Origin of the sequence: Sphaerospermopsis sp. FACHB-1094, from assembly GCF_014696195.1 — a bacterium.
In the GTDB taxonomy this organism is placed as follows: Bacteria; Cyanobacteriota; Cyanobacteriia; order Cyanobacteriales; family Nostocaceae; genus Sphaerospermopsis; species Sphaerospermopsis kisseleviana.
This window is the reverse complement of record NZ_JACJPT010000005.1, coordinates 65,880-92,046: the sequence shown is the minus strand read 5'-3', so window position 1 is coordinate 92,046 and position 26,167 is coordinate 65,880. Positions and strand designations below refer to the sequence as shown.

Annotated in this window: 13 protein-coding genes and 1 pseudogene; 9 read left to right on the top strand and 5 right to left on the bottom strand. The window is 37.0% G+C overall.

Annotated features, from left to right (window positions below; all coding sequences use genetic code 11):
- Positions 1 to 2: 2 nt before the first annotated feature.
- The 5 genes from H6F47_RS02710 to H6F47_RS02690 form a co-directional block, all read right to left on the bottom strand.
- A complete protein-coding gene (locus tag H6F47_RS02710; RefSeq protein ID WP_137666563.1) occupies positions 3 to 1,673 on the bottom strand; it encodes a PfaD family polyunsaturated fatty acid/polyketide biosynthesis protein in 1,671 nt (556 codons plus the stop codon).
- A 267-nt stretch (positions 1,674 to 1,940) separates the two neighbouring features.
- On the bottom strand, positions 1,941 to 5,261 hold the full coding sequence (locus H6F47_RS02705; protein WP_242027320.1) for a type I polyketide synthase: 3,321 nt from the start codon (positions 5,259 to 5,261) through the stop codon (positions 1,941 to 1,943).
- A gap of 18 nt (positions 5,262 to 5,279) precedes the next feature.
- Complete coding sequence (locus tag H6F47_RS02700; protein WP_096572230.1) at positions 5,280 to 6,632, bottom strand: polyketide synthase; 1,353 nt, start codon at positions 6,630 to 6,632, stop codon at positions 5,280 to 5,282.
- A gap of 251 nt (positions 6,633 to 6,883) precedes the next feature.
- Positions 6,884 to 8,614: an SDR family NAD(P)-dependent oxidoreductase gene (locus tag H6F47_RS02695; RefSeq protein ID WP_137666565.1), complete on the bottom strand. Its 1,731-nt coding sequence runs from the start codon at positions 8,612 to 8,614 to the stop codon at positions 6,884 to 6,886.
- A gap of 250 nt (positions 8,615 to 8,864) precedes the next feature.
- Positions 8,865 to 14,267 (bottom strand): type I polyketide synthase, encoded by a 5,403-nt coding sequence (locus tag H6F47_RS02690; protein WP_190647565.1) that lies wholly within the window; start codon positions 14,265 to 14,267, stop codon positions 8,865 to 8,867.
- 1,794 nt (positions 14,268 to 16,061) lie between these two features.
- Between H6F47_RS02690 and H6F47_RS02685 the strand changes: the two genes are divergently transcribed.
- The 9 genes and pseudogenes from H6F47_RS02685 to H6F47_RS02645 all read left to right on the top strand — a co-directional run bounded on the left by H6F47_RS02685 (position 16,062) and on the right by H6F47_RS02645 (position 26,152).
- A complete protein-coding gene (locus H6F47_RS02685; protein WP_137666566.1) occupies positions 16,062 to 17,270 on the top strand; it encodes an ABC exporter membrane fusion protein in 1,209 nt (402 codons plus the stop codon).
- A gap of 92 nt (positions 17,271 to 17,362) precedes the next feature.
- A complete protein-coding gene (gene devC, locus H6F47_RS02680; RefSeq protein WP_190647547.1) occupies positions 17,363 to 18,541 on the top strand; it encodes an ABC transporter permease DevC in 1,179 nt (392 codons plus the stop codon).
- 41 nt (positions 18,542 to 18,582) lie between these two features.
- Complete coding sequence (locus tag H6F47_RS02675; protein ID WP_096572235.1) at positions 18,583 to 19,587, top strand: NAD-dependent epimerase/dehydratase family protein; 1,005 nt, start codon at positions 18,583 to 18,585, stop codon at positions 19,585 to 19,587.
- Positions 19,588 to 19,773: 186 nt separating this feature from the next.
- Positions 19,774 to 20,769 (top strand): glycosyltransferase family 2 protein, encoded by a 996-nt coding sequence (locus H6F47_RS02670; protein ID WP_190647545.1) that lies wholly within the window; start codon positions 19,774 to 19,776, stop codon positions 20,767 to 20,769.
- Positions 20,770 to 20,793: 24 nt separating this feature from the next.
- Positions 20,794 to 21,261 carry a DUF2141 domain-containing protein gene (locus tag H6F47_RS02665; RefSeq protein ID WP_137666569.1) on the top strand — a complete coding sequence of 156 codons (468 nt, stop codon included), beginning with the start codon at positions 20,794 to 20,796 and terminating at the stop codon, positions 21,259 to 21,261.
- Between the two features lie 156 nt (positions 21,262 to 21,417).
- Entirely contained in the window at positions 21,418 to 22,677 is a 1,260-nt protein-coding gene (locus H6F47_RS02660; RefSeq protein ID WP_137666570.1) for a glycosyltransferase family 2 protein, read from the top strand.
- A 150-nt stretch (positions 22,678 to 22,827) separates the two neighbouring features.
- A complete protein-coding gene (locus tag H6F47_RS02655; protein WP_190348333.1) occupies positions 22,828 to 24,090 on the top strand; it encodes a glycosyltransferase in 1,263 nt (420 codons plus the stop codon).
- A 765-nt stretch (positions 24,091 to 24,855) separates the two neighbouring features.
- A pseudogene (locus H6F47_RS02650) lies at positions 24,856 to 25,122 on the top strand (hypothetical protein); the annotation flags it as partial.
- 22 nt (positions 25,123 to 25,144) lie between these two features.
- On the top strand, positions 25,145 to 26,152 hold the full coding sequence (locus tag H6F47_RS02645; RefSeq protein WP_190647543.1) for a type II toxin-antitoxin system HicA family toxin: 1,008 nt from the start codon (positions 25,145 to 25,147) through the stop codon (positions 26,150 to 26,152).
- Positions 26,153 to 26,167 lie beyond the last annotated feature (15 nt).

Sequence of the window (26,167 nt, the reverse complement as noted above, 5' to 3'; positions counted from 1 at the left end):
GTTTACATCTCCAATTTAGAGTTAAGAGGTTGATATTGACTGTAAAAACTGGGAAGTTGCAAACCTTGGAATTTTAGGTTTTGAATGCGATATAAAAAGGCAGTTCCTAACATAATGTGATTGGCGACATCAACAACATGACGGTTTTGAGGTGCTGCTAAATAAGAACCTTTTACCCAGTCGTTAAAACTGCCCATTGCAGGACCGCACCAAATTTGATAATCTACTTCTCGACCTTTTTCACCGCTACTTGACCAACGAGAAGATAAACCTAAATACCAACGAAAAATTAAAGCCATTTTTAATTTAGGGTTATTAACAGCTTTACCTAATTTTTCCGGGTTTTTCTGTGATAAATAAGCGGCTGTTCCTTCCCAAACTTCGGCGATAGTTTTACGGAAGATTTGTTTTTCTAACTTCTCTCTTTCTGCTTGGGGAATATCTTCAATTGAGTCATAACTGCGGTATAATTCATATAGTTTTTGCGCCCGCATGGGAAACATTGTTCCCCGTTTTAAGACCTGTAATTTGACTCCCATTTCAAACATATCAGCAGCAGGAGCCATCATCATATCTGCCATTTCTGCTTGTGCTAATAACTTTTTGGTGTATTCACAAGCTCCCGATTCTATGCAAGATTGATTGATAGAACCAGTGACTATATAAGCCGCACCCATCATAAATGCAGCTAGGGCGGATTCTGGTGTACCAATGCCTCCTGCTACTCCCACTCTAATCGGTTTTTCGTAATTATATTTACCTTGAATTTCGTCCCGCAAACTAATAATTGAAGGTAGTAAACATACGAGGGGACGATTATCTGTATGACCGCCAGAATCAGCTTCTACGGTAATATCATCAGCCATTGAAACTTTGCTGGCTAAATTTGCTTGCAGTTCGGTAATTAATCCTTGGGCAAGTAATTCTTTAACCATTTTTTCTGGGGGTGGCTGCATAAATTTGGTAGCAACTTCACGCCGAGAAATTTTGGCAATGACTTTATTTTTGATTTCAATTTGATGATTAGAATTTAAACTTAATCCGGCAATGCGATAATAAACAATGTTAGGAGTTAAGTCTAAAAATGCTGATGCTTCGACAGTGGTAACGCCATATTTTAAGTATAATTCTACGGCGCGACGTTCTATTGCTGGTTCGTTGGGACTGTGAATTAAATTAAAAGCATAAGGTCCATTGGGTAGGGCAGTTTGGATGTTTTGAATGGCTGTTTCTAGGCGTTCTGGAGGTAAACCACCTGCACCAAATGAACCTAAAAGTTGTTGTTTTCCTAGTGCAATGACCATTTCTTCGGATGCTATTCCCCCAGCCATTGCACCAGTCATGTAGGCATATTTTACATTATAGGTGGAGAGGAAAGAGCGATCGCCAAATTGTTGCAGTTCTAATGCTGGTAATGATATTAATAGTTCTGCTTGTTCGGATGCACCGTTGTTAGCAGGTGTTAAATATCCGTCGTTGGTTACGCCAATGTTACCTGCTATTTTGACTATATGACAGGGTTTTTCTAGGGTGAGTAGTTTTTGTTTGATGGCGTTTTGTTCAAAGGCAATATAATCTAATGAACCTCTCCAAGCTTGGGTTTGATGTTGGGAAATGTGGGAGAAGGTAAGTCCGTTGTTGGGTTTGTTGAGTACCGTATTAAATGTTGTCACGGTAGTTATTTCCTCAAGTTATCAAGGTTTTTAGTAGGTTGGGTTGACGAAAGGAAACCCAACATTTTGCTTACAAAGATTTTGTTTCGCGCAAAGATGCTAAAGAGCAAAGAGGCAAAGGAAGAAAGGAAGAAAGGAAGAGAATAAAGCATTAATTTTTTTCTCTGCGTTCTCTGCGCCTCTGCGGTTAGTTATTCAAAATTCAGGTATTCTAACAGTAGGATAGGATTAATTTCTACCATCTTACTGATAGCTGAATGCTAACTATTATTTTTCCTGTTGCAGTAAGTTTTGAGCGCAAGCTAATTGCAGTTTGATAATTTCGCTCATTTGTTGGCTGAAGTCTTTTCTAGCTTCTAAAAAGCTGGTGTGTGCTTTTGTTAATTTGGAGTTGTTATTGGTCAGTTTTTGATACTGAGCTATTTTTAAATCGTTCATGTGAATTTTACGAGGTAATTTTTTAGGTGTGGGTTTTTGAGTGCAGGTTAATTCTGAAAAGTTTAATGCTTCTTGGGGTTGAAAACGGTTATCCATGAGCGGTTTTATGGCCGTTTTTTCTGGTTCTGGGTAAATGTCTTGGGGTTGAATTTGGTAAGATGGTTTGAGAGAGTTAATGATTTTATACTCTCGATAATTGGTGTTTGATTCCGGTTTTTGATGTGTATCTTTTTGGAACAGTTGGCGGTTTTCTGCTTTTAAAATTTCGGCGGTGATAGAGTTGCCACCTAGTGTTACTTTTCTCAATGTTGCTTTGTTTTGTTTGGTGGTTGCTAGGGAGAGGTTATACAGGGGAGAAATATCTAATTTAACTCCATGACTGAGCAGTTTTGCTAATGCCTTGACTATTGATGTATGGTCATCTAAGCCACGACGATTTAAGGATACGTTAATGTGTTCTTGGTTGCTGAGAATTTTATCTATCCACCGTGAACAAATACCACCAGCACCAGCTTCAATAAATACTTTTGCACCGTCTTGATAAACTCGATTGACTAAGCGAGGAAAGTCTAATTCCTGACATAATCCTTTGGCGATATTATGGGCAATTACTTCACTTTCTAAGGTAATTGGTTGATATTCTGCCGCAGAATAACAGGTAACTCCGGAAATTTTTTGTGCTGGTAAGTTGTTGAGTCGGAATAGTTCTGGGTATTCTGACTGCATCGCTGGAGCGTGAATAACGTGGTCAAAAGGTGCAGGAAAAGCGTTACATCCTAATTTTTTGATCACTCTTTCACACGCTGCTGGTTCACCGGCAATTAATACTTCTTCTCGTGTATTAATTTGGGTGAGGTAGACACGATTTTCACCTTTTAAAACTTCTCTAACTTGGTCAGGTGTAGACATTAAAACGTAGTTACTCCACAAATTATTATCATGATTTGCAGAATTTTTTGGTAGTCCCCAATACTCTCTGACTGCATTTTTTTGTCCTGATAATCTATCACCAAATAATGATGATGAGTTGAAGGTGTTACTTCCTTGATAGAAGTTGCTCCAAACTCCTTGGGCAACCATCATACTGGTTTCACCTAAGCTATAACCAAAGATATATTTGGGTTTAATTTGGAAGTCATCGCTAATAATTGTGGTGATGAATCTCGTAAAGAGCATTTCTGCTTCAAACATAGCCAGAGAATCATCTAACAATTTCTTTTCTAGTGTTTCTAGTTCTCTGGTAGTTAGTTTTTTCAGACTTCTGGGAAATACTAATTTTTCAACATCGGCTGCCCGTTTGTACAAACTTTTAACAATTACGTCATCAAAGGCTTTAGGAAATAGTCGGAATAATGTCCGTCCAATTCCTACATAAGTGTTAACAGCCGCAGGATAAACAAAGGCAATTTCGCCATTTTTTCCTAATGGTTTGGGTGTAAAATAACTACCAATGGGTGTCACCCAATCTTTGCCATTTACAAAGGCATTGGTTACACCTTTTTTGGCAGAATTGATTTCTTTGAGGAGTTCTTTGTGGTTGCGTCCGGTGATAGATAAGGTATAATTGGCGTTAGGTTGTTGTTGAAAATTGATAAATGTTTGACTGGCTGTGGTTTTCAAACATTCAGCAGTTTCAATGGTTTTTTCTAGGTTATTTAACGCAGTTAATAAGCTAGTTTCATCATTTCCATTGATAGGAAAAAGATGATAGGGGCGTGATTCTAAATATCTGCTATTGCGTTCTTCCTGTTGGGTTTCTTCTGATAAAATAACGTGAGCAAAAGAACCGTCACAACCAATACTGTTAATAGCAGAAATTCGACATTTGACCTCTTTTTGTAAAAACCAAGGTCGAGACTCGGTAGCAACATAAAAGGGGCTTCCTTCCCATACTTGCGGTGTTTTCACACCTGACCAGTTGGGGGTTGCTGGTATATATTTATAGTACAGACTCAGGGCAGTTTTGATTAAACTGGCAATACCAGAAGCCACGAAAGTATGACCAATATTAGCTTTGACGCTACCAATGGCACAGTGTAAACCATCTCCCACCGAAGGATAAGCTTGCAGCATACCCTGAATTTCTGCTTCGTCCTCTTGGGGTATGCCACTACCGCAGACTTCTAAGTAATTGACCTCTTGGGGTTGGATGCAGGCTTGTTTTAATGCTTGTTTGCAGACTTGATTGATGGTATCTGCATTTATCGCCATTGCAGGAGATTGACCAATACTTAAACCATCAATGACTGCATAGATGCGTTGATTGTTTTGCAATGCGGTATCATGTCTCTGCAAAACTACCGCACCTGCACCTTCTCCCACATTCCAACCGTCTGCATTTTGGTCAAAACTGAGGGTATTTATGCCTGTATTTAGTTTACCAAATTGACTTCTCAGGAAGACATTTTCTACACCCCCAGCTAAGTCAACAGCACCTACAACTACTGCTTCAACTTCGTGAGTTGCTAATAGCATTTCTGCTAATTCTAAAGCTTTAAAAGTGGCAGTTTCTACGGCGTTAATAGTGAAGGATGGACCAGAGAAATTCCACAAAGAAGAAACTCGACTGGCCATGATATTGCCGACATAACTGAGATATTCGCCAATATCAACTTGATGGTGAATGCTATCTTTTACTATGTTTTCTAGTTGGGTGATTTTTTCTGGTGGTAAGGCAATTTCCGCAGCATTCAAACCATCTTTTAATTGCCAAGAAGAATTCCACCGTTGTTGTAATTGATGTACAGATAATTCTATATCAGCGGCGATAATGACAGCGACATTATTATTAGGTTGAATGTTACCATCTTTGAGGGCGCGATCGCACACTTTTAATAGTAAAGTTTGCTGCGGGTTGAGTTTTTCAACTTCGTTGGGCGGAATTTTGTAAGCTAATGTGTCAATTTCAAAATCTTTAATGTATGCACCGTTGGGTACTGTTCCTGCTTCTAAACCGTAACCTTGCAATAATTTTTCTTGTTCATTAATCCCATGCCATCTTTTTTCAGGTAAGGGAATAAAATGTTGTTTTCCGTCGTAAATACTGCCCTCAAAGGCATCTAAACCATCACATTCCCCAAAAAAGGCATCCATGCCCACAATCGCCATTTTTGCAGCCATTTGCGCGTTCATTCTTTCTTGATTATTCATTATCTGACTTCCCCTTGCTCAAGAATTATGCTCAATAATTAAATGAGAGTTTGTTCCACCAAATCCAAATGCACTCAAAGCTACACGCTTAGTTTCTTTACTCGGCCACGGTGTGGCGGTTCTGACAATGTTTTGAGGCGATATCACATTATTTTCAGAACCCATCGGCTCACTGACATTAATAGTTGCAGGGATGACATTATTAGACATTCCTAAAATCGTTTTTGTAATCCCCACCATGCCAGCAGCAACGAGTAAATGACCGATATTATTTTTAGTTGAACCTACTAAGGGTTTGGCATTTTTCGCGCCAAAAAATCCTTCAATAGAGTTAGATTCGGTGGTATCTCCTAAGAGAGTGCCGGTTGCATGACACTCTAAATAATCTATTTCTTGGGGGTTAAGTTTTGCTTCGTCATAAGCTCTTTGATAGGCTGTCATTTGCCCTTGAGCATTAGGACTTAAAAGATGTTTACCTTTGCCATCATTAGATAAACCATTACCGCAGATTGTTGCTAAAATTTTGTCCCCATCTCTGACAGCATCACCATATCTTTTTAACATTAACATCCCAATGCCTTCGGAGGTAATTAAACCCCGTGATGACTTATCAAGAGGGCGACTAATGCCATTTTCTGGATATCCTTGAATACCTGAAAATAACATTCTTAAAAACAACGGATCTGAACAACTAATAGCACCAGCTAACATTAAATCTGCTTTACTTGATTGCAGATAATGGGATGCTAATTTAATGGCATAAAATGATGATGAACAGGCAGCATCTATACAAAAATGAGTTCCAGAAAGATTAAAAGCGCGGGAAATTATGGCAGCAGGTAAACCGGAAACCATTGCATTATAGGGTGATGCTTTAGCTGCGGTTAATGTACCACCTAAACGGAAATCTTTTTCCTGTAAAAGTTCACTAATTGCAGGTTCTATTGTTTGCTGATAAATAGGGGCAAACAATTGATTTGATGCTTTAGTTGGTAAAGCGAGAGTTCCTAAAATTACGCCACATTCAGAGAGTGCAGATTGATTTCCCCAATAGCCACTGTTAATAATTGCTTGTTTAGCTGCATACAGTGACCATTTAAAAGTATTGTCCAGACTTTGGACAAATTCCCCAGGTAAATTATATTCGTTGGGGTTAAAGTCAAAGTTACGGATAAATCCACCTTTTAAAAAGTAGAATTTTTCCGGTTTGCCTTTGGTTTTATCGTAGAATATGCTAGGATCTAAACCTAATTCGGTTACGCTAATATCAGAAGTTGAGTCTTTTTCTGCGCTGAGATTCTGCCAAAATTGCTCAGGATTGTTTGCGTCTGGAAAGAGGCAGGATAATCCGATAATGGCTATTTTTTCCACTGTTGAAATCCTCGTTGGGGTAGGAGGGAAAGAAGTAAGTTTCTCACGCAGAGGCGCAGAGGCGCAGAGAGAGAGATTTTTACTTCTTTTCCCAAGTTTCTAAGGATTTACGCGATTCCCCCAAACGTGGTTCAAAGTTTTAATTGTAGGTTGGGTTGACGTAAGGAAACCCAACATGAGAAAAACCAACATTTTGTTGATGTTGTTGGGTTGCGCTGTCGCTTAACCCAACCTACAATTTCTTTATCTATCTATTTCTTACTTAACATTTTCATCGGCCAAATGACTGCTTTTGCTCCTAAAATGCGGGAGTATATTTTTCCTTCTCGACTGTGTAAGATAAAGTTGGCTGTTACTCCTGTATCTGTTTTATTTTCTACTTCGCAGGAAACATAAAATGGTAAATTACAAGGTACTGCTAAAAATTGTTCTGAATACGTTAATTGTCCTGGTAAACATACTTCTTGATGAAAGTGGTTTAACCATATCCAAAGTGATTGGGTACTGATATCTGTGGTATAGGGATTATGCCATTTAACGGGAAATTGTCCTTGTGCTTGTTCAGATATTTCTTGCCAGCAACACTCGACGGTAATTTTATTAGGGTTAACATTTAATACCCTGGTAATTTCCTGGAAAGCTGGTCCATGAAATAAGGATGAATCGCCATTTTGATAAAATTCTTTACCTATAGTGGTAATGATGTTATCTTCTGTGAGATTCATTGCTTCATAGATTGGCGCTTCTGGCATTTTACCCACTACTCTGATGATAGCAGAGAAATGAAAATGGGTTTTACCTTGAGCATTTTTACTCAATATTTTGGTTTGAAATTCTATAAATTCACCATCAGCTTTTGATAGTTCTTGAATTTCTAAAATGTATTCATCTGCGAGGGTGGAATTAAAGGATATTCCCTTTAAGACTTTAAATTCTTTGCAATTTAAGTAGCGATAACCTGGATAAATTTCTTCACAAGCATGAATCATCCAAGACATGGCACAGGTAGCTGGTAATACTTGCACCCCGGCAATGGTATGATCATATAAAAAGGGATTTTCTGCTAATGTCATCCGTCTGCGGAGACGATAACTTTTTAGTTCGCTTTCTAGGGGTGTGGGTGGTAAATTCATGGGACTACCAATCACCACCTGGGATTGATTTTGAAAGGCGGGATGGAGTTCATTAACTAACATTTGTGTACCGATTTCTACGGGAATAATATCAATTCCACGTTCAGCAAATGCTTTTTTCAATTGTGGTGTCACCATCCCACTATCCCAACCACCCCAGTTAATTGCGACTACATGAGTTTGGGGATAATGTTTTTTAAATTGGTGGGCTGATTTGTTGAGAATTTCGTTAGCTATAGCATAATCACTTTGACCAATATTCCCATAAAAACCAGTCACGGAAGAAAACAAAACTAAATGCTGTAATTGTTCAGGATGAATGCAATTGAGTAAATTTTGTAAACCTTGAACTTTGGCAGTATAAACTTTTTCAAAATCCTCAGATGTTTTCTTTTCAATTAACTTATCTGCTAAATTTCCAGCACCGTGAATAATACCTGTAATTTGCCCAAACTTTTGAGCAACAGTATTAAGTTTTTCTTGTAATGCTACTGTATCAGTCACATCAACGCTGATATATTCAGCCTTTCCCCCTGCTGCTTCAATTGCGGCTAAAGTCTTTTTAATTTCTCTGCTGGAAGTAATTTGATTAAATATCTTTTGTACCATCATGGGTGTTGGTTTCTTACCTTGAGAAATCAAATTTTCCATGATGCGTTTTTTCAAAGCTGGTTCTTCTAAACAATCACGGGTATAATCTGGTTCTTCTGTAATTTCTGAACGACCTAAAAGAATGAATTTACAAGGTTGATTTTGGGCTAATTTAATTGTGCATTGTGCAGTGATTCCCTTTGCTCCACCACTGACAACAAATACAGATGATGGGCTAACTTGAAGTGTTGCTGTCATAATTCAACTTTATAATTGATTCTGTGTTGATGAATAAATTTATTTTTTTCTCACGCAAAGACGCAAAGGCGCAAAGAGAAGATTTATTGAACCACGAAGGGCGCAAAGGACACGAAGGAAGAGAGGAAGAAGAGAAAGAAGAATAGAGGTACTTAGGAAATAAGTAATATTTACCTTTGCGTCTTTGCTCCTTTGTGCCTTTGCGCGAAACACAATTTCTTTGTGTGGTGGGCATTGCCCACCTTGCAGGTTATTCGGCTTCAGCTACAAGCGTTACTCTTCCCTTTGAGCTATAACCAACTTCACCAATATATCGGTTAGAATCGTACAATTCTCCCACAATATATTCTGCTGATTGATGTGGGTCTAAGTTGGGATGTAAATCAATTGCTCTCAAGAAGACTTTTGGCCATTCCCATCTCAAACTCTTGGTTAATCCAAATAATCCTGCGCCGATAATTCCGAAGTTTTCTGTGTAGTCTAATCCAAATGCACCGTCAAGATGGGCAACTGTACAAAAGCTAACTCTTCCTTCTAATTCGGCGGCTGTGGTCAGCGATTGTTTGAGATGTTTTGCCATTAAAAAGATGTGTTTGACAATCGCTTTTTCTGTTTCTGAATAGCCGAGATTTGCGGTTGTGAATTGTGGATGTAGGTGAATAAATGCCCCAATCTTTCCATGTTGAATAGTTATACTTTGCAGTAGTAGTTGTAGGTGTTCTTCACTCATGTTTGCTAAGGTGAGGCGGGTAACTCCTACTGGTAATGGTGACTGTTCTGGAACTATTGATTGGGGGAAACTCAAAACTACTACTTTCCAACCTTTTTCTATTAGCGCGTGGGCTAATTTTGTTGTAGTTAAAGAACCGTCATCTGTGATTAATCCAATGTGTCCTTCTGGGAGTTTATATTCCCAAAAATCAGGTCTGGGTAATGTTTTGAGTTTGGCTGGACGACGAGGTAAATTTGGGTCTGCTGGTAGTGGTGGGGTTAAGTCCACCACTTTTTTTATTGTTTCTGTTTGTGTTTCTATCTGGTAAGAATCAAGCTTTTTTTTTTCACCTGCCACCAGTTTTTGGAGGTAGTTAACTATCTGTCCAATTGTTCGCAGGTCGCCTAATTCTTCGATGTTTGGTTTGGGTAAATCGGGGTACGCTTCTTGCATTCCTCCTAATATTTCTACCCGTTTGATGGAGTCAATTCCCAGGTCGGCTTCCATGTCCATGTCTAGTTCTAACATTTCTACTGGATAGCCTGTTTTTTCACTGGTAATTCTTAACAGGGTTTCGGCTATATCCGGGTGTTTGGTACTGGGGACTGGGGACTGGGGAATAATGACTAAATCTTGTTTTACTTCCTCTATTTCTGTCACCTGTAACCTGTAACCTGTCACCTCTTCTATCACCTGTAAACTGTCACCTTTTACCTCATTTTTTACTTCTGAACTGTTAACCGTAACCTGTTTTCCTAGATATTCAACTATTTGCCCAATGGTGCGTTTTTCTGCCAGTTCTTCTAAGTTTGGTTTGGGTAAATCAGGATATAATTCTTGCAATCCTCCTAAGATTTCTACCCGTTTGATGGAGTCAATTCCCAGGTCGGCTTCCATGTCCATGTCAAATTCTAACATTTCGATGGGATAACCTGTTTTTTCGCTAGTAATTGCTAGGAGATTTTTACCTAGTTCATCAATATTAACTGCGGGTTTTGTTGGCTCAGAAATTAATGCTACAGGTGCAACTGGTTCGGGTTTATTTTCTATTACAGGTTCAGCAATTTTTGTAATGGGAACTTGTTCTATTACAGGTGCAGTTTGAGTTATAGGTTCTATTACTGGTTCAGGAGTTTCTACTATTTTGTTAACAGGAGTAACAACTGTTTCTGTAATAGTTGGTTCTGGGTTTTGGGGGATAAATTCCCGTAGACTTTGGGTGTGTGTTTCTGTAAATTGTGGGGGAATGACAGGTGCGGTTTCTGTAGCGTCAATTAGTAATGAATATTCTTGTTGAATAAGCTGGAAGAAGTTTTTGGTGTATTCTACTTGTTCCCGCAAATATTGTTCATGGATGCGGAGAGTTTCGGCTTGTTGGTTGTGAAATTGCACCATGCTGCGCTCGAAACTTTCCATGATTGATTGTTTAATTTGGGCAGTTTCGGCAGCTTGACTGTTCATTAACAGGGCGTTTTGTTGCTGCATCAATTGGAAAAATGTTTTCGCATATTCCATTTGATGATTTAAATATGTGCCGTGAATTTCTAAGTTATCACTTTGATTATTTTGAAACTGGTTGAGGAGGTTTTCTAAACTTTCCAAAACCTGTTGAAAGTTGGTGTTTTTATCTGGTGTTTCCATATTCCCTCCTAGACTCTCTGCCAGCGCATAAGGCACTTTAGATAATTGTTCTTTGGTGGCTGGATTTAAATTTACAGGTGTAGCAGGATTCATCTGAGAAACTGTTTGCAAAGAAGTAATTACTGGTGTTTTCTTGTTGCCGTTACCGTTACCGTTACCATTTCCGTTTCCGTTGCTGAAAGAAGTTACAGAAGTTACAGGAGTTATAGAAGTTGCAGAATTTTTAACTTCTAAAATCTTAGATTCTTCTAAATTCCGAGATTCTTTAATTTCTTGCACTCCTTGAATTTTGAAACCATCATTAAGTGCTTCGGTAAAGGCATTTTTGGTTTTATCGGAAACGTAGTTAATGCCTCTTAATTTAACGTTTAAGGCTTTTTTGGTTTCTTTGGTGGGTAATGTTTCTGGTAGTTGGTAGGGGTCAAGATTACCTAAAGTCATACCAATTACACGCAGTTGTACTGCTGCTTCTCTGAGAGAGCGATCGCTATTTTTCTGGGTGCTAGGATTGAGAGATATAGTAATATGTGGACGCTCACCCAAAATATCTTTTACCAAGTTGGTAAGAATGCGTTTTGGTCCAAATTCTACGAAGCAATAACCACCGGCAGCATAGATATTTTCTATCTCTTGTTTGAAGTGAACTGAGCTAGAAAGATGACTTTCTAATACTCTTTGAATGGCGGATGGTTCTTGAGGATATTGTTTACCAGTAACGTTACTGAAAACAGGAACTTTGGGATTTTGGAAGGATACAGATTTTGTTGCAATGGCAAAGGATTTTTGAGCAAAGGCAATTAAAGGTGTGTGGAACGCGGCGGATACTGGCAAAGGAACAGCACCATATCCTAACTCTTGAAACTTCTCGTGAATTTTCTGAATTTCCGCAGTAGGACCAGCTAAAACAATTTGAGTGGGAGAATTGAAATTAGCGATCGCAATTTTCGGGAAGTTCTTCAGCACTGCTTCAACTTTGCTGATATCTTCTTTCACCGCTAACATACTACCTGCATCATGATCAGGATCTTTCGGTGCAGCCATCGCTTGACCTCTAGACTTAACCAAGTACAAATAATCTTCTTCACTCAACACTCCCGCAGCCCACAAAGCGGTTAATTCACCAAAACTATGACCGGCGGTAAAATCAGATTGAAACCCAGCTTGTTGGAAAATAGAATACAAACCAGCACTAAAAACACCAATTGCCGGCTGTGCATATTCTGTTCTTTGTAAAGCTGCAATTTGCTCGTTTTTCTCCGCTTCATTAAAAGTTGGATGAGGGAAAACAACTTCCGAAATAGGCTGCAAATTATCTTTATTTAACAACCCATCCATCAACCCATACAACCTTCTTAAAGTTGGGAAATTCATCACCACCTCTCTACCCATTTCTAGGTATTGAGAACCTTGACCAGAGAATAAAGCCACAACTTTTCCAGCTAATTCTATCCCAGAAGCACGGTAATAAATACCCTGTGGATGTTCCCAAGAAGTTGCAGATTGTTTATTTTTCAGTAAGTCAATACTAACTTTGAGTAACTTACAAGCCTCTGCTTTATTCTCGGCTACAAAACCAATTCTCGCCGCAGTCTTAGGAATACTTAGAGATTGAGATTCGAGAACCAATTGTGAATAATATCTATCACCATCGCTAGATTGCAAGTTATTAAAAGTTGCTTCTAACTTATTGATTAATTCACTAGGATTGGTAGCAAATAATAACATTTCACTTGCCACATTATGTAAACGATAAGCCTCTTGTTGCTCCCCTTGATATTCTTCCAAAACTACGTGATAATTAGTGCCACCAAAACCAAAGGAACTGACACCCGCACGTCTTGGATCTTCACCTGCTGCACGTATCCAAGGTCTAGTTTCAGTGTTTAAATAAAATGAAGAATTTTCAATATCAAGCTTCGGATTTGGTTCAGTAATATTGATAGTTGGTGGTAAAATCTTGTGGTGTAAAGCTAGGGCAGTTTTCACTAAACTTGCTGCACCTGCGGCGGCTTTTGTATGTCCAATTTGGGATTTTACACTACCTAAAGCAATATGCTGTTTCTTGTTATCATATTGACTAAAGAAACTGTGTAAAGAGGCAAATTCTGTAGGATCTCCCGCCATTGTTCCCGTACCGTGAGCTTCCATTAAACCCACAGTTGCCGGCGAAAAACCAGCATCATTATAAGCACGTTCTAAGGCTTTAACTTGTCCTTCTTTTCGTGGTGCATAAATACTCTTGTAGCGACCATCGCTAGAAGTACCAATACCTTTAATTACAGCATAGATTTTATCGCCATCTCTTTGGGCATCTTCTAAGCGTTTGAGAACTAACATAGCGATACCTTCACCTAACATCATCCCATCTGATTTTGCATCAAAAGGTTTGACATTTTCGCTAGGAGAAACCGCCGGAGTTTTGCTAAAAGAAATGTAAGCCATGATGGTGTTATCGGTATCCACACCACCGGTTAACATCATATCGCTGCGATGTTCTACCAGTTCACTAATGGACATTTTTAAAGCACCAAAGGAACTAGCACAAGCAGCATCAACTACACAATTCATACCGCCAAAATTGAGACGGTTGGCAATACGTCCAGCCACAACATTTGCTAACATTCCAGGGAATGCGTTTTCATCCCATTTAACGTAAGCACTCTTAATTTTTTCGACTATTTTCTGAGTATCTTCGTCAGATAAACCGCTACTTTTAAGAACTTTTTCCCACACAGGATATTCTAATCTGGCTGATAATGGCATACCCAATTGTTTAGCCATTGCCACACCTAAAATAACCCCCACATTCTCCCGGTTAAAATCACGAGATTCACCATAACCAGCATCTTCCATTGCTTCTTTAGCAACTACTAAACTTAATAGTTGCGAGACATCAGTAACTTCTAAAATGCTGGGAGGAATCCCAAATTCCATCGGGTTAAAATCAACTTCAGGAAGAAAACCACCACGTTTACAATAGGTTTTATCTTCTGGAGTTCTGGGGTTAGGATCGTAGTAATCTTTGACGCTCCAATGGGTTTCAGGAACATCAGTAATACAGTCAGCTTTATTAACAATATTTGACCAGTATTGTCTTAGGTTTCTAGCTTGTGGCAATAGAGAAGCCATCCCCACAATAGCAATAGGATTTTGTTGCAATTGTCTGTTAATTTTGTGAGTTGACATTTGATTTTCTGACTTCATTTTTCTTTCCTCTATAAACCTAATCAAATCCTTTTCACAACTGTTAATAAGGCTCTCTAACTCTGCCAAGGCAGTATTAATTGAATCAGCAGACATCATGGCATAGAGTAATTTTGAGGATTGTTAATTGTTGAGCAACAGAATTTACGGAAACGTCTGTGGCTTACAAATCATAGACCCATTTTTTTCTTACCAGTATTTCTTGATTTAGCTGTGTAAGAAATCAGGCATTTTCATCCATTAACACCACACGGTAAATACTGCCTTGATTTCCCATTTTAATAATTGGATTCTTTGGTGTTTTGATGTAATTGGCTAACACTATAAACCTGAAACGATACTATACAATGTTGTCTTTCCTTTTCTTGTTTGTTTAGAGACATTATCAGTAAAAACTGGCGTGTGTGAGAAAAGACAGCAGGATTTAGAAAACTCAATCCAAAGAACTCAGGATATTGTAGAAACTGGTAAAATTTTCTGAACTTGTTTGGTTACTAATTGGTTAGTAAATTGGTTAATTGTCTAATCACAGTAGATATGATGTCAGCATCTTTGTGAGCATTAAATTACCAGTGATTAGCAAAATAAGTTAATATATTTTATGACATTCAACCAATAAAAGCTGCCAAACTCGTTACAGAAATAACATCACCTTGACTCTAAATCCATACAATGTGAAAAAATACTTAAACGGTTTTATCGAGATAAGAACAGAGTTTGTTTATCGAAACAATCGGGTCTAAAACTTCGCTTTTTAAGGCGAAAATTTATTGGAGCGGCATATAAATCCCCGTTACAAAAACGGTCTCCTGCCTCCTGCCTCCGGTTGGAGAGCGAAGCGATGCACTGAGCGCGCTCGAAGTGTCGAACCACTGCCTCCTGCCTTCGTTAAGGTATTTTTTCCTTTTTACTTGCAACTAATTGAATAATTGACTTGCTGCTTTTCATTATTGAATTAATACAAAGAATAACACAATTTGAAAAAATAGAATAGTTCACAGAAAGTAAGTTTTGAAAAATATTTTTGGCTCATGAACTCACTTTTCAATATTCTATCGGTATCATAGTATAGCACCTTACTTGAATTTGCACAATAAAAGTTTTGTTTTAGGTGTGTTCTTGTCATTTACGCTGGCATTATCATGAATTTTAGAGCAACTGTCTTGTCAGTAACAAATCATTAAATAGACACATTATTGATTTGAACATAAATATCTTTTTCTCAGAGAAACATGATAATTAGGCTGTGGTATTTGATGAATTTATAAGATAACTCAGTTTGTTACTCAAATTGGTTATTTATAAAGCAAATCTTAATTTAGTAGCTGTAATTAATCGTATTAAGACCACAGGAGCAACTTGTGATGGAATCTTTATATTTTGACAACATCAATCGTTATTTGATCACAAAACTACAGATGTCACAGTTGATTCATAAACCTCTTATGTCATGTTTTCAAGAAAATATATTATTTGAGTTATTTTCAGTAACAATAACAAATAAGTCCATTTACTTTGTTGACAAAATTCATTTTTTTTGGCAGAATTAGATTGAACTTTTACAGATTTCTTGATTTACTTCTCTGGAAAATCGTTCTATCGGAAACACAAAATTTTTAGTTAGCTATCTTGTATTTCTCGCTACTTTATCAAAGGCTAATTAAAGATAAAACTGATGATAATTGCAAGCTAAATCACCGAGTTCAATCACTGTTGATTTTCCTGTTTATCTTGTTACCTGTAAAGATTGCTATAAACTATCACAACAATTCATACACACAAGTAATGCGACTTATCCATTAGCTAAACGTCAGATTATAAAGGATAAGTTATTTTAGGTAATTTGCGCTATTAAAACTATACCTGAGCAAAAATAACGGGAATAAAAATATGGCAGTAAATAAAGAAAGCCAACTATTAAAAAAAGCTACCAAGCAGTGGAAAATTATTCTAGTAGTTGCAACTGCGTTAACTGCTGGTTTAGGATCTTTCTACAGTTTTTCTCAATTAAGGGGAAAATCTAATTCTCCACTTCCCGCTACTGAAAACCCATCCCCTCAACCCACTCCTGTAAAATTTGCTGTCACTGCTTTAGGAAGACTACAACCCCAAGGGGAAATTACTTATTTATCTGCTCCTAATTCCATCAACGGTGTGCGTGTAGAAAAACTATTAGTAGCAGAAGGGGATGAAGTAACAGCAGGACAAACATTAGCTTATTTAGAAAACTATGAACGTTCAAAAACTGCAATCAAACAAGCTTTTGATAAATTATTAGTTGCTAAATCTAAACTAGCACAGGTAAAAGCTGGAGCAAAACCCGGAGATATTAACGCTCAAAAAGCAACAATTACTCGGTTAGAATCACAATTAAAAGGTGAAATTGCAGTACAAAACGCGACAATTAACCGCATTCAAGCTGAAGTAGAAAATGCTCAAAAAGAGAGCGATCGCTATCAGAAATTATACAAAGATGGCGCAATTTCTGCTTCCATTGCTGATGCCAAAACTTTACAACTAAAAACAGCCCAACAACAATTAACAGAAGCAAAAGCGACACTGCAAAGAACCAAAAACACCTTACAAGATCAAATTCAAGAAGCAACTGCCAAACTCAACAGCATCAAAGAAGTACGTAGTGTAGATGTGGCATTAGCAGAAAGTGAAGTTAAAAGTGCAGAAACTGCCGTTCAACAAGCCAAAGCAGATCACGAATTAACTTACATCAAATCCCCCATAGATGGCAGAGTATTAAAAATTCATGCCAAAAACGGCGAAGTAATAGCAACTTCTGGTTTTGCAGAACTTGGTAAAACCTCAGAAATGAATGTCATTGCTGAAGTTTATCAAACAGATATTCAAAAAGTGAGAGTTGGACAAAAAGCTAATCTTACCAGTGCTGCATTTTCAGGAAAACTACAGGGAACAGTCAAAGAAATTGGCTGGCAAATTGACAAACAAAGCATCTTTAGTCTTAACCCCAACTCAGATACAGATCGCAGAATTGTCGAAGTAAAAATCGCCATTGATCAACCAGCAGACAGCCAAAAAGTATCTCGTTTAACTAACTTGCAGGTAGACGTTGCTATTCAGATTTAGTCATTAGTAGGTGATTGGTGACTGGTGACTGGTGATTGGTGATTGGGTAGAATTAACTAATGACTAATGACTAATAACTAAAAACAAAATATATGACCATCAAAATACCTTTAGCATGGCTACAGTTAGCCCAGCAAAAACTCCGTTTTGTTGTCGCTGTAGCCGGAATAGCCTTTATTGTGCTGCTGATGTTTATTCAACTTGGTTTCCAAGATGCACTTTATTCTAGTGCTACAGCAGTACATCAAAATCTCAAAGGAGACTTATTTTTAGTTAGTTCTCAATACAAATCTTTGACCTCAAATCAAAGTTTTAATCGCAATCGTTTATATCAAACATTAGGGTTTAATGGTGTAGAATCAGTTAGCCCGATGTATTTGCAATTTGCAAAGCTAAAAAATCCAGAAACAGGCGAGAAATATTCTATTTATGTCATTGGTTTTGACCCCGGTAGACCAGTGATGAATATTCCCGAAGTGCAGGAGAATTTAGATAAACTCAAAATTCCTGATGTCATGTTATTTGACAGATCCTCACGCCCTGAATTTGGTCCCATAGCCAAAAATTTTGAGAGAGGAAATACAGAACAAAAAATAGAAATTTTCGCATTTGATGCCTTGCAAGGTTATCGAGTCAGAGTAGGGGGTTTATTTAGTTTAGGTCCCTCCTTTGGTGTCGATGGCAATTTAATTGTCAGTGACTCAACTTTTGTAAAAATCAATCCCCTTGTACGTCCATCAGAAAAAATAGATGTAGGTATTGTTAAACTGAAACCAGGTGTTGATCCCCAGGAAGTGTTAAAAAACTTGCGGGACAATATACCTAATGATGTCCAGATTTTCACCCGTCAACAATTCATTGATTTTGAAAAAGAATATTGGGCTTCTAGAACACCCATTGGCTTTATTTTAAACTTAATGTTGACAATGGCTTCTGTCGTTGGCGTAGTCATTGTTTATCAAATTCTTTATAGCAATATTGCTACCCAATTTATTGCCTACGCCACCTTAAAAGCTATCGGTTATGCCAATGGCTATTTATTAAATGTAGTTTTTCAACAGGCACTCATTCTAGCTTTACTAGCTTATTTCCCAGGATTTATTATTTCAGTTGCTTTATATGATTTTGCTATGGAAGCAACTAAATTACCCATCGTGATGACTTCTAATAATGCCATACTTGTTCTTACCTCTACAGTTTTGATTTGCATCACTTCCGGCGCATTAGCAATTAATAAACTGCGCTCCGCAGATCCAGCAGATATTTTCTAAATCGTCAATAAATTAACTCAGAATATTCACTAATCAATACTATGGACATCAAAAACAAAACCATTCTCATTACCGGCACTGACGAATTTATTGGCTCTCGTGCAGCAGAATTAGCAATATCTCAAGGCATGAAAGTCAAAGGTTTACAAACTTCTCAAGTACAGGATAAAAACCTCCAAAACTTAGGAGTAGAAATTATTGTTGGTAGCATCACTGACGATAAAATAGCCCAAAAAGCTTGTCAGGGAGTAGACATTATTTTACACACTGCCCAACTAGCAGAAGAAGCAGGAGACATTAAAAGTTTTCGAGAAATTAATGTAGGAGGTACTGTCAACATAGCTAAAGCTGCTAAACAAGCAGGTGTGAAAACATTTGTTCATCTTTCCACTGTCTTAGTTTATGGCTTTAACTATAGCGATAATATTGCCGAAATAGGAACATTATCTAGTGATAATAACCCCTATTGTCAAACTAAAATTGAAGCAGAAACAGAAGTTTTAAAACTTAACTCATCCCCAGATTTTGGAGTTATCATAATTCGCGCTGGAGATGTTTATGGTCCGGGTAGTATTCCTTGGATAGTGCGCCCAGTATTAATGATGCGTCAAAAATTATTTGCCTATGCCAATGATGGTAAAGGTGTGATGAATCATCTTTATGTTGATAACTTAATTGATGCCATCTTTTTAGCAATAGAAAAAGAAGCTTATGGCGAAATATTTAATATTACAGATGGTGAAAAAACTTCTTGGAAAGAATATTTTATTCACCTCGCAGCAATGGAAGGTTTACCTGCTCCCATGTCCTTGCCTAAGGAAGAAATGAAATTGTTTCTTAAAGTGCGTAACCAAGGACAAAAACTATTTCGCAAAAAAGCTGATATCCTCCCAGAGTCAGTAGACTTTATGAGTCGTCCTTATGCTTATTCTATTGCTAAAGCTACAAGTTTATTAAACTATAAACCCAAAGTTGATTTAGAAGAAGGCATGAAACGTACTCATCAATGGTTACAAAAAACCGACATCCAAAAATTGATGAAATAAGTAATCAGTAATGTAAGTATTCAGCTATCAGTAATCAGCCCATAGCCAGGATTCAGGCGTTTTTAGTTCAGGAATGTTATCTACATCTATTTCTTTTGATTCTTTTTATTTCAATCTTTCATTTACATAGCTGATAACTGACGGCTGAATGCTTACTCAGTAATATATTTTTGTCGGGAATGGCGTATGTATAAACCTCAAGCAAAATTAAGTATTGGATTACCTGTATACAACGGCGAAAAATTTATAAAACAGTCTCTAGATTCTCTGCTAAATCAGACATTTAGTGATTTTGAGTTAATTATTTCAGATAACGCTTCCACAGATAATACTGAAGAAATTTGTAGAAATTACGCTGCACAAGATCATCGCATTCGTTACTATCGTAATCCTACTAATATCGGTTGCGCTTGTAATTTTAACCGCGTTTTTGAATTATCGAATAGTGAATACTTTAAATGGGCAGCTTACGACGATTTACACGCTCCTGATTTTCTCAGTAAATGTATACAGGTACTTGAGGAAAATCCACATTATATCTTATGCCATTCCCACACATATCTGATTGATGAACAGGGTAATTTTTTCCAAAACTATGAAATTAAACTCAATACTAACTCAGAAAAAACACAGATCAGATTTGAAGAATTACTCACTAAACATCTCTGTTATCAAATGTATGGAGTCATTCGCAAAAGTTCCTTACAAAAAATCACTCCTATGGGTGGTTATGGCAATGCAGATGGAATTTTATTATTAAGACTTGGTACAGTTGGCCAGTTTTATGAAATTCCCGAATACTTATTTTTTGCCAGGATTCATCCCCAACAATCTTTGAGTATGTTTTTTCCAAGTTACCTGTCTTTTACTCAGAAAGATCCTCAATATTCATTAGATATGTTACCAGATTTCTATGAGTATTCAATTTGGTTTGATTCAGGTAACAAAGGCAAACTTTTATTTCCCCATTGGCGCATTCTCAAAGAATATTTACTTTCAGTCAGTCAAAGTTCACTGAATTTATATGAGCAAATATTGTGTTATTTGATTATTGTTAAAAAGCTATCTGGAACAGAATCTTTATTACTTAAAGATTTGTGGATGGCTGCTAAAATTTTGCGTTCCCCAAGAACCAAAACCAAGAGTAATTTAAGTTTGGCTAATGAATATTTAAGCAATTAATCTACAGGCTATATCTCACAGCTTATGTTAAAAATATCTCGCCTTTCTTATCTATTGCTGGCGACTGTTTTAAGTTTCAGTTGTGCTAACACTGCCCATGCACAAACTACCACGGCATTAACTGTAGTCGTGAATGGAATAAGTAACAAAACAGGTGAAATTTGTTTCCGAATTTATAACTCTGAAAAAGGCTTTCCTATGAGTAGTTCTAGTGAAGTTCAAAGTGGCTGCACTAAAATTACTGGTAGTTCTGTGAAAAAAGTATTTTCTGGTTTAAAACCAGGAACTTATGCAGTAGCAGTAGTTGATGATCAAAATGGCGATCGCAAACTCAATAAAGACTTTTTTGGTATTCCCACAGAAGGTTTTGGTATTTCCAGAAATCCCATTGTCTCTATCCAAACTGGTACACCAAAATTTAAACAAGCCAGTTTTAAAATGACTAAAAATACCACCATTAACATCAACATGAAATATTCCCTTGATCCATAAGTAATTGGTGATTTGTGACTGGTGACTGGTGACTGGTGATTGGTGATTGGGTTATTTACCTCCCCATTACCAATTACCAATTACCAATTACCTATTACCAATTACCTATTACCTATTCCCTATTCCCTATTCCCTATTCCCCATGACTAATGACTAATGAAAGATTTGACCGCATTTCTGTCTAATTCTTTGATAGGTTGGCTGGTAATTCAGGTATGTTTAATGCTAATATTTTTATGGTATTTGCGAACCTATAAACAACCATTTTTATCAGATAACCAACTACCAAAAACGGCAGTAATTCTTTGTTTACGAGGTGCTGATCCATTTTTACCTAATTGTGTGCGATCGCTCTTAAATCAAAACTACCCAGAGTACGATTTAAAGCTGATCATTGATAGTCCAGAAGATCCAGCTTTTAAAATTGCCAAAGAAGTCATCGCTGAAACTAAAGCCACTAATTTCCAAATTAGCACCCTCAGAACAGTACGTCATAATTGTAGTCTCAAATGCAGTTCTTTAGTACAAGCAGTTTCCGATTTAGATGACTCTTACCAAGTAATTGCCTTAGTAGATGCTGATACCATCGTCCACAAAAATTGGTTAAGAGAATTAGTTAGTCCCCTCACCGATGAAAAAGTGGGAATAACAACAGGAAACCGTTGGTATGTACCCACAGGAAAATATTGGGGTTCTTTAATACGCTACGCTGGTAACGTTTCTACTGTCGTGCAAATGTTCCTCTTTCAAGTTCCTTGGGGTGGGAGTTTAGCAATTAAAAAACAACTCCTCCAACAAACAGAAATACTGGAAAAATGGGGAGAAGCATTTGGTGACGATATGCTCCTACACAAAGTCATCAAAAAACACGGATGGAAAATTAAATTTGTCCCTTCTCTGTTAATGGTAAACCGAGAAGAAAGCAATTTATCTACTTTATTTCCATCTCTCCAACGCTTAATACTTTGTTCTCGACTTTATCACCCCAATTGGTTAGCATTAGTCAGTGATGCAGTTTCCAGTATTCTCTTTCCTACCCTCACCCTGTTCTTAGCTTTAGGATTGTTTTTAGCCACAGAATGGAATACAGCATTTTCCTTATTTAAATCCTATAGCATCTACACAATTGGATTACTCTTGTTAATGCTAGTCATGGAACTAGGAGTACAAGAAATAATTCGCTCTCAAGGACAACCAATTCCAGAAATTTCACTCACCAACATCCTCAAAATGTTCATTGCTATTCCTTTAACACAATGGGTTTATGGTTTAGCAATGTTATCTTCTCTGGGGATGTCAACAGTGACATGGCGAGGACTTACCTATAAAATTCAAAGTCCCTGGCATATTCGCTTAGTTGAATATCATCCTTATCAATGGTTAGATCAACCAATTGATCCGAAAATTTCTCTCTAGTCATACTCTTGATAGAAATTCAGAAGCTTGTCTGTAATTTGATTGGGAATTATAATTGGGAATTTTATTAATTATCAGCGCAAAAACCAAAAGTTTCATGATAGTTGCTGCGTAAATCCTGAAACCAGCACTAAAATCATTGAAACAAAAATGACAAAACAAACCCTCCGCATTGCCTTATTTACTGGCTTATATTCTCCTTTCTTAACAGGAGTATCCGTTGCTGTACATCAGCGCGTCCATTGGTTACTTGAACAAGGACACGAAGTTTTTCTTATTCACCCACAAATCAATAATAAGTTCAGTAAACAAGTTGGGAAACGTCCAATGGCAGGACTAGAAGAACTAGAATCTTTTGCCAACTTTTCCTCCTATGCTTTTCCCACAGAACCGCTAATATTCTATAAATCTCTGCCCCAACCTCTAAACTATCGTCATTGGAGCGATACTCAATTACTAGAAAAGTTTCAACCTGATATCATTGTAGTTGAAGAAGCAGCCCAAATGAGAGGGCTATATTCAGTTTTTCTGCAAGGTTATGGCAGACCTGTAGGAGTTGATTATGCGAAACGTACTAAAACACCCATCATCTCCGTTTTTCATACCGATATCGTTGCCTATATCCGATATTATTTAGGTGATTTCCTATTCGGATTGATGCGTCCCATAATTCCATTATTAGTTAAGCAATTTAGTAATGCTTACACCCTCAATATATTTTCTTCTAGGGAACAACTTTCCAAGTACCAAAAACTAGAATGTCTACGCGGTGAATACGTCCCCTATCAAGGAATTAACTGTGAAAAATTCCATCCCCGCAACATCTGTTATGATCCAATTCCTAACGATAAAAGACCTACAATTTTATTTGTAGGACGCATCACTGCCGAGAAAAATGTCACACAACTTTTAGATGCTTATCCCTTGATAGCTGCTCAAATTCCTGATGTCCATTTAGTCATCGTTGGTAGCGGTCCATTAGATCAAGAAATTCGTCGTCGCGCTCAAAAATTCCTCCACGGTGTAACGCTGTGGGGTGAGTCCCACGGTACTGAACTTTTAGGATGGTTTGCTAGAGCAGATGTTTTTATTAACCCTTCAGTAACGGAAAACTTCTGCACTACAAATAACGAAGCTTTAGCATCAGGAACTCCTGTAGTCGCCGCTATGGCTCCCTCAACCACTGAACAAGTAACAGTTGGTTATAATGGTTTTCTAGCTCAACCCAACAACGCCCAAGATTTCGCCGAGAAGATAATTGCAATACTGCAAAATCCTGAACTCAAAGCCCAATTATCCGCACAAGCTCGTCCTTCTATCTTAGAGTTTGATTGGTCAGTATGTAGCCAAAAATTTGAAGATAAGCTATACCAGTTAGTTGGTATACCCCAAATAGTTAAGTCTTCCTCATAATTATTAGCACCCACAGGTTAAAAAAAGCCAATTTGGCTACATATCTTTGATTATGTTTGGTAGAGTATTCCAGTAATTGACCTGTGGGCTTTTAGGTTACAAGTTGCAGACACGAGCAAACTTTGCCACGGTTTTATCAGCAGAGACATGACCTACTCTCACTGATGATCATCCTGGTATTGCCCTCAACTGTGCCTAAAAATCTTTAGACCTCATAAGTCATGACTTATGGGGTTTTTTATCATCTTACTACTCAGCAGTCAGCTTTTTAACTTAACCAATATTTTCAACATCTTTACTCCTCAATCTTCACTCCTGAATGACCACACAATTACAGACAAAATTACAGGAATTTTGTCTCAAGTTTTTGATGTTTAAATGCACTCTTATGTCAAGATTAAATTCTTAGCAACTACATAAACTAGAAAATGTGTTATTTCTCAGACATAATTACTGCTATTATGTCTCAAGACTTACAGTTAGAGTATTGATTTTTCATATTTTTGCAGCAAAAATACAAAGTAAGTCTAACATCTTGTAGGCTCTCTTGGTGACAACTTAACCTTATCCAATGTCCATAGTCCGCACCTGCGGACTTTTTTTTAGAATTGTTGCAATACTCCAATTGCAGCAAAGTTGTGTTGTAATAAAAATTATACTTAAATAAGCTGTTACACAGCTAAATTGTATAATCATAATATTATGAGCTCTTGTGCAACAGGCAAGATGCCTGTTCCACTTATACAAATTAAATGCACAACAGCTTATGATTATTTAAAAGCAAATAATTATGATCCAAAAACATTAAGTCATAATCGCCAAAGTCCTTATGTTTTAACTGAGGAAACAGGCATAAATTTAGCTTTTTTATTTCAGACGATTCAACCACTTTCTAAACCAGAAAGAATTGCTAATATTGCCCAAGGAATAAAAGCTATAAGTTATGAAGAATCCCATTATTGGTTTGCTAAGATTAGTAACGGGAAGCATAGTCAGGCGTTAAAAGCGATTAAGGTATTATTGGGAGATTAATAAACTTATATTGGGGTATCTTATGTTTCCTATTCCAGATTTTTCGTATTTTGCAGTACCGGGTTTTATTCCTCAAATGAGGAGTTATCCTAATATGTCTTCATCACTAATTTTGCATAATAAAAATAATGATCAATGGGATTTATTATTAAGACAGGAAGATGCTTATTTAATAACTTGGCTACATGAAAAAAGTGGAAAAATACATAATATTTATTTTCCCTATGCTCCCAACCATAATTTTTTAATTCTTAATAGTAAACATATTATGGATATAGTTGAGCCAGCCAAAAATAGAATACATAACTTTCTTGTGGAATTAGGAGTTGATGATGTTGAAGAATATATGAGAGATAGTGACGAATGGTTATCTGTACTCTTTAGTCTTGGACATCATCACCATCGAGCGGCAGAAATTGCAGCGTCTTGTTTTCAAATTCCTTCAGACCGATTTCCGGTTATATTAGTTTGGTCTAATTTAGATAGTCAAACTTTAATTAAAATAATGCCAAATTCGTCTGATGAAAATATCACTGAATATGTTAAATCACTTTATTGGTCAATCACTATGGCTACTCAAGATTTAGTTAAAAATGGGAAAAATATACCCATAGATAAATTATTAGAAAGGATCAAAAGTAAATTAAACGAATCACACCACATAAAAAATTATCCTAGAAAAATCAAGTCAATACAAACATTTAGAGCAACTAAAAGTATAGCCCGTATTTTAGAGGAGATAGGTGAGGCATATAAAGATGAATTTAATGATGCTATATTGAATTTTGAAGATACTGTTAAAAATATCATTGATACCAAATCAATTATTGAATTTTCAGATGAATCAAAAAATAAAATTATCAGAAAAATGGTTGATATTGGATTTTACAAGGTTAGAGAAGGTGGTAATCATGAGGTTTGGCAGCATCCTAAATTAAACAAACCTACTCCAGTTCCTCGACATAGAAACTTATCTAATTTTGTTATTCGTAGTATTGAAAAAGATATTCAATTGGCGACGAGTGCTTAAAAACGCATTAGTTCT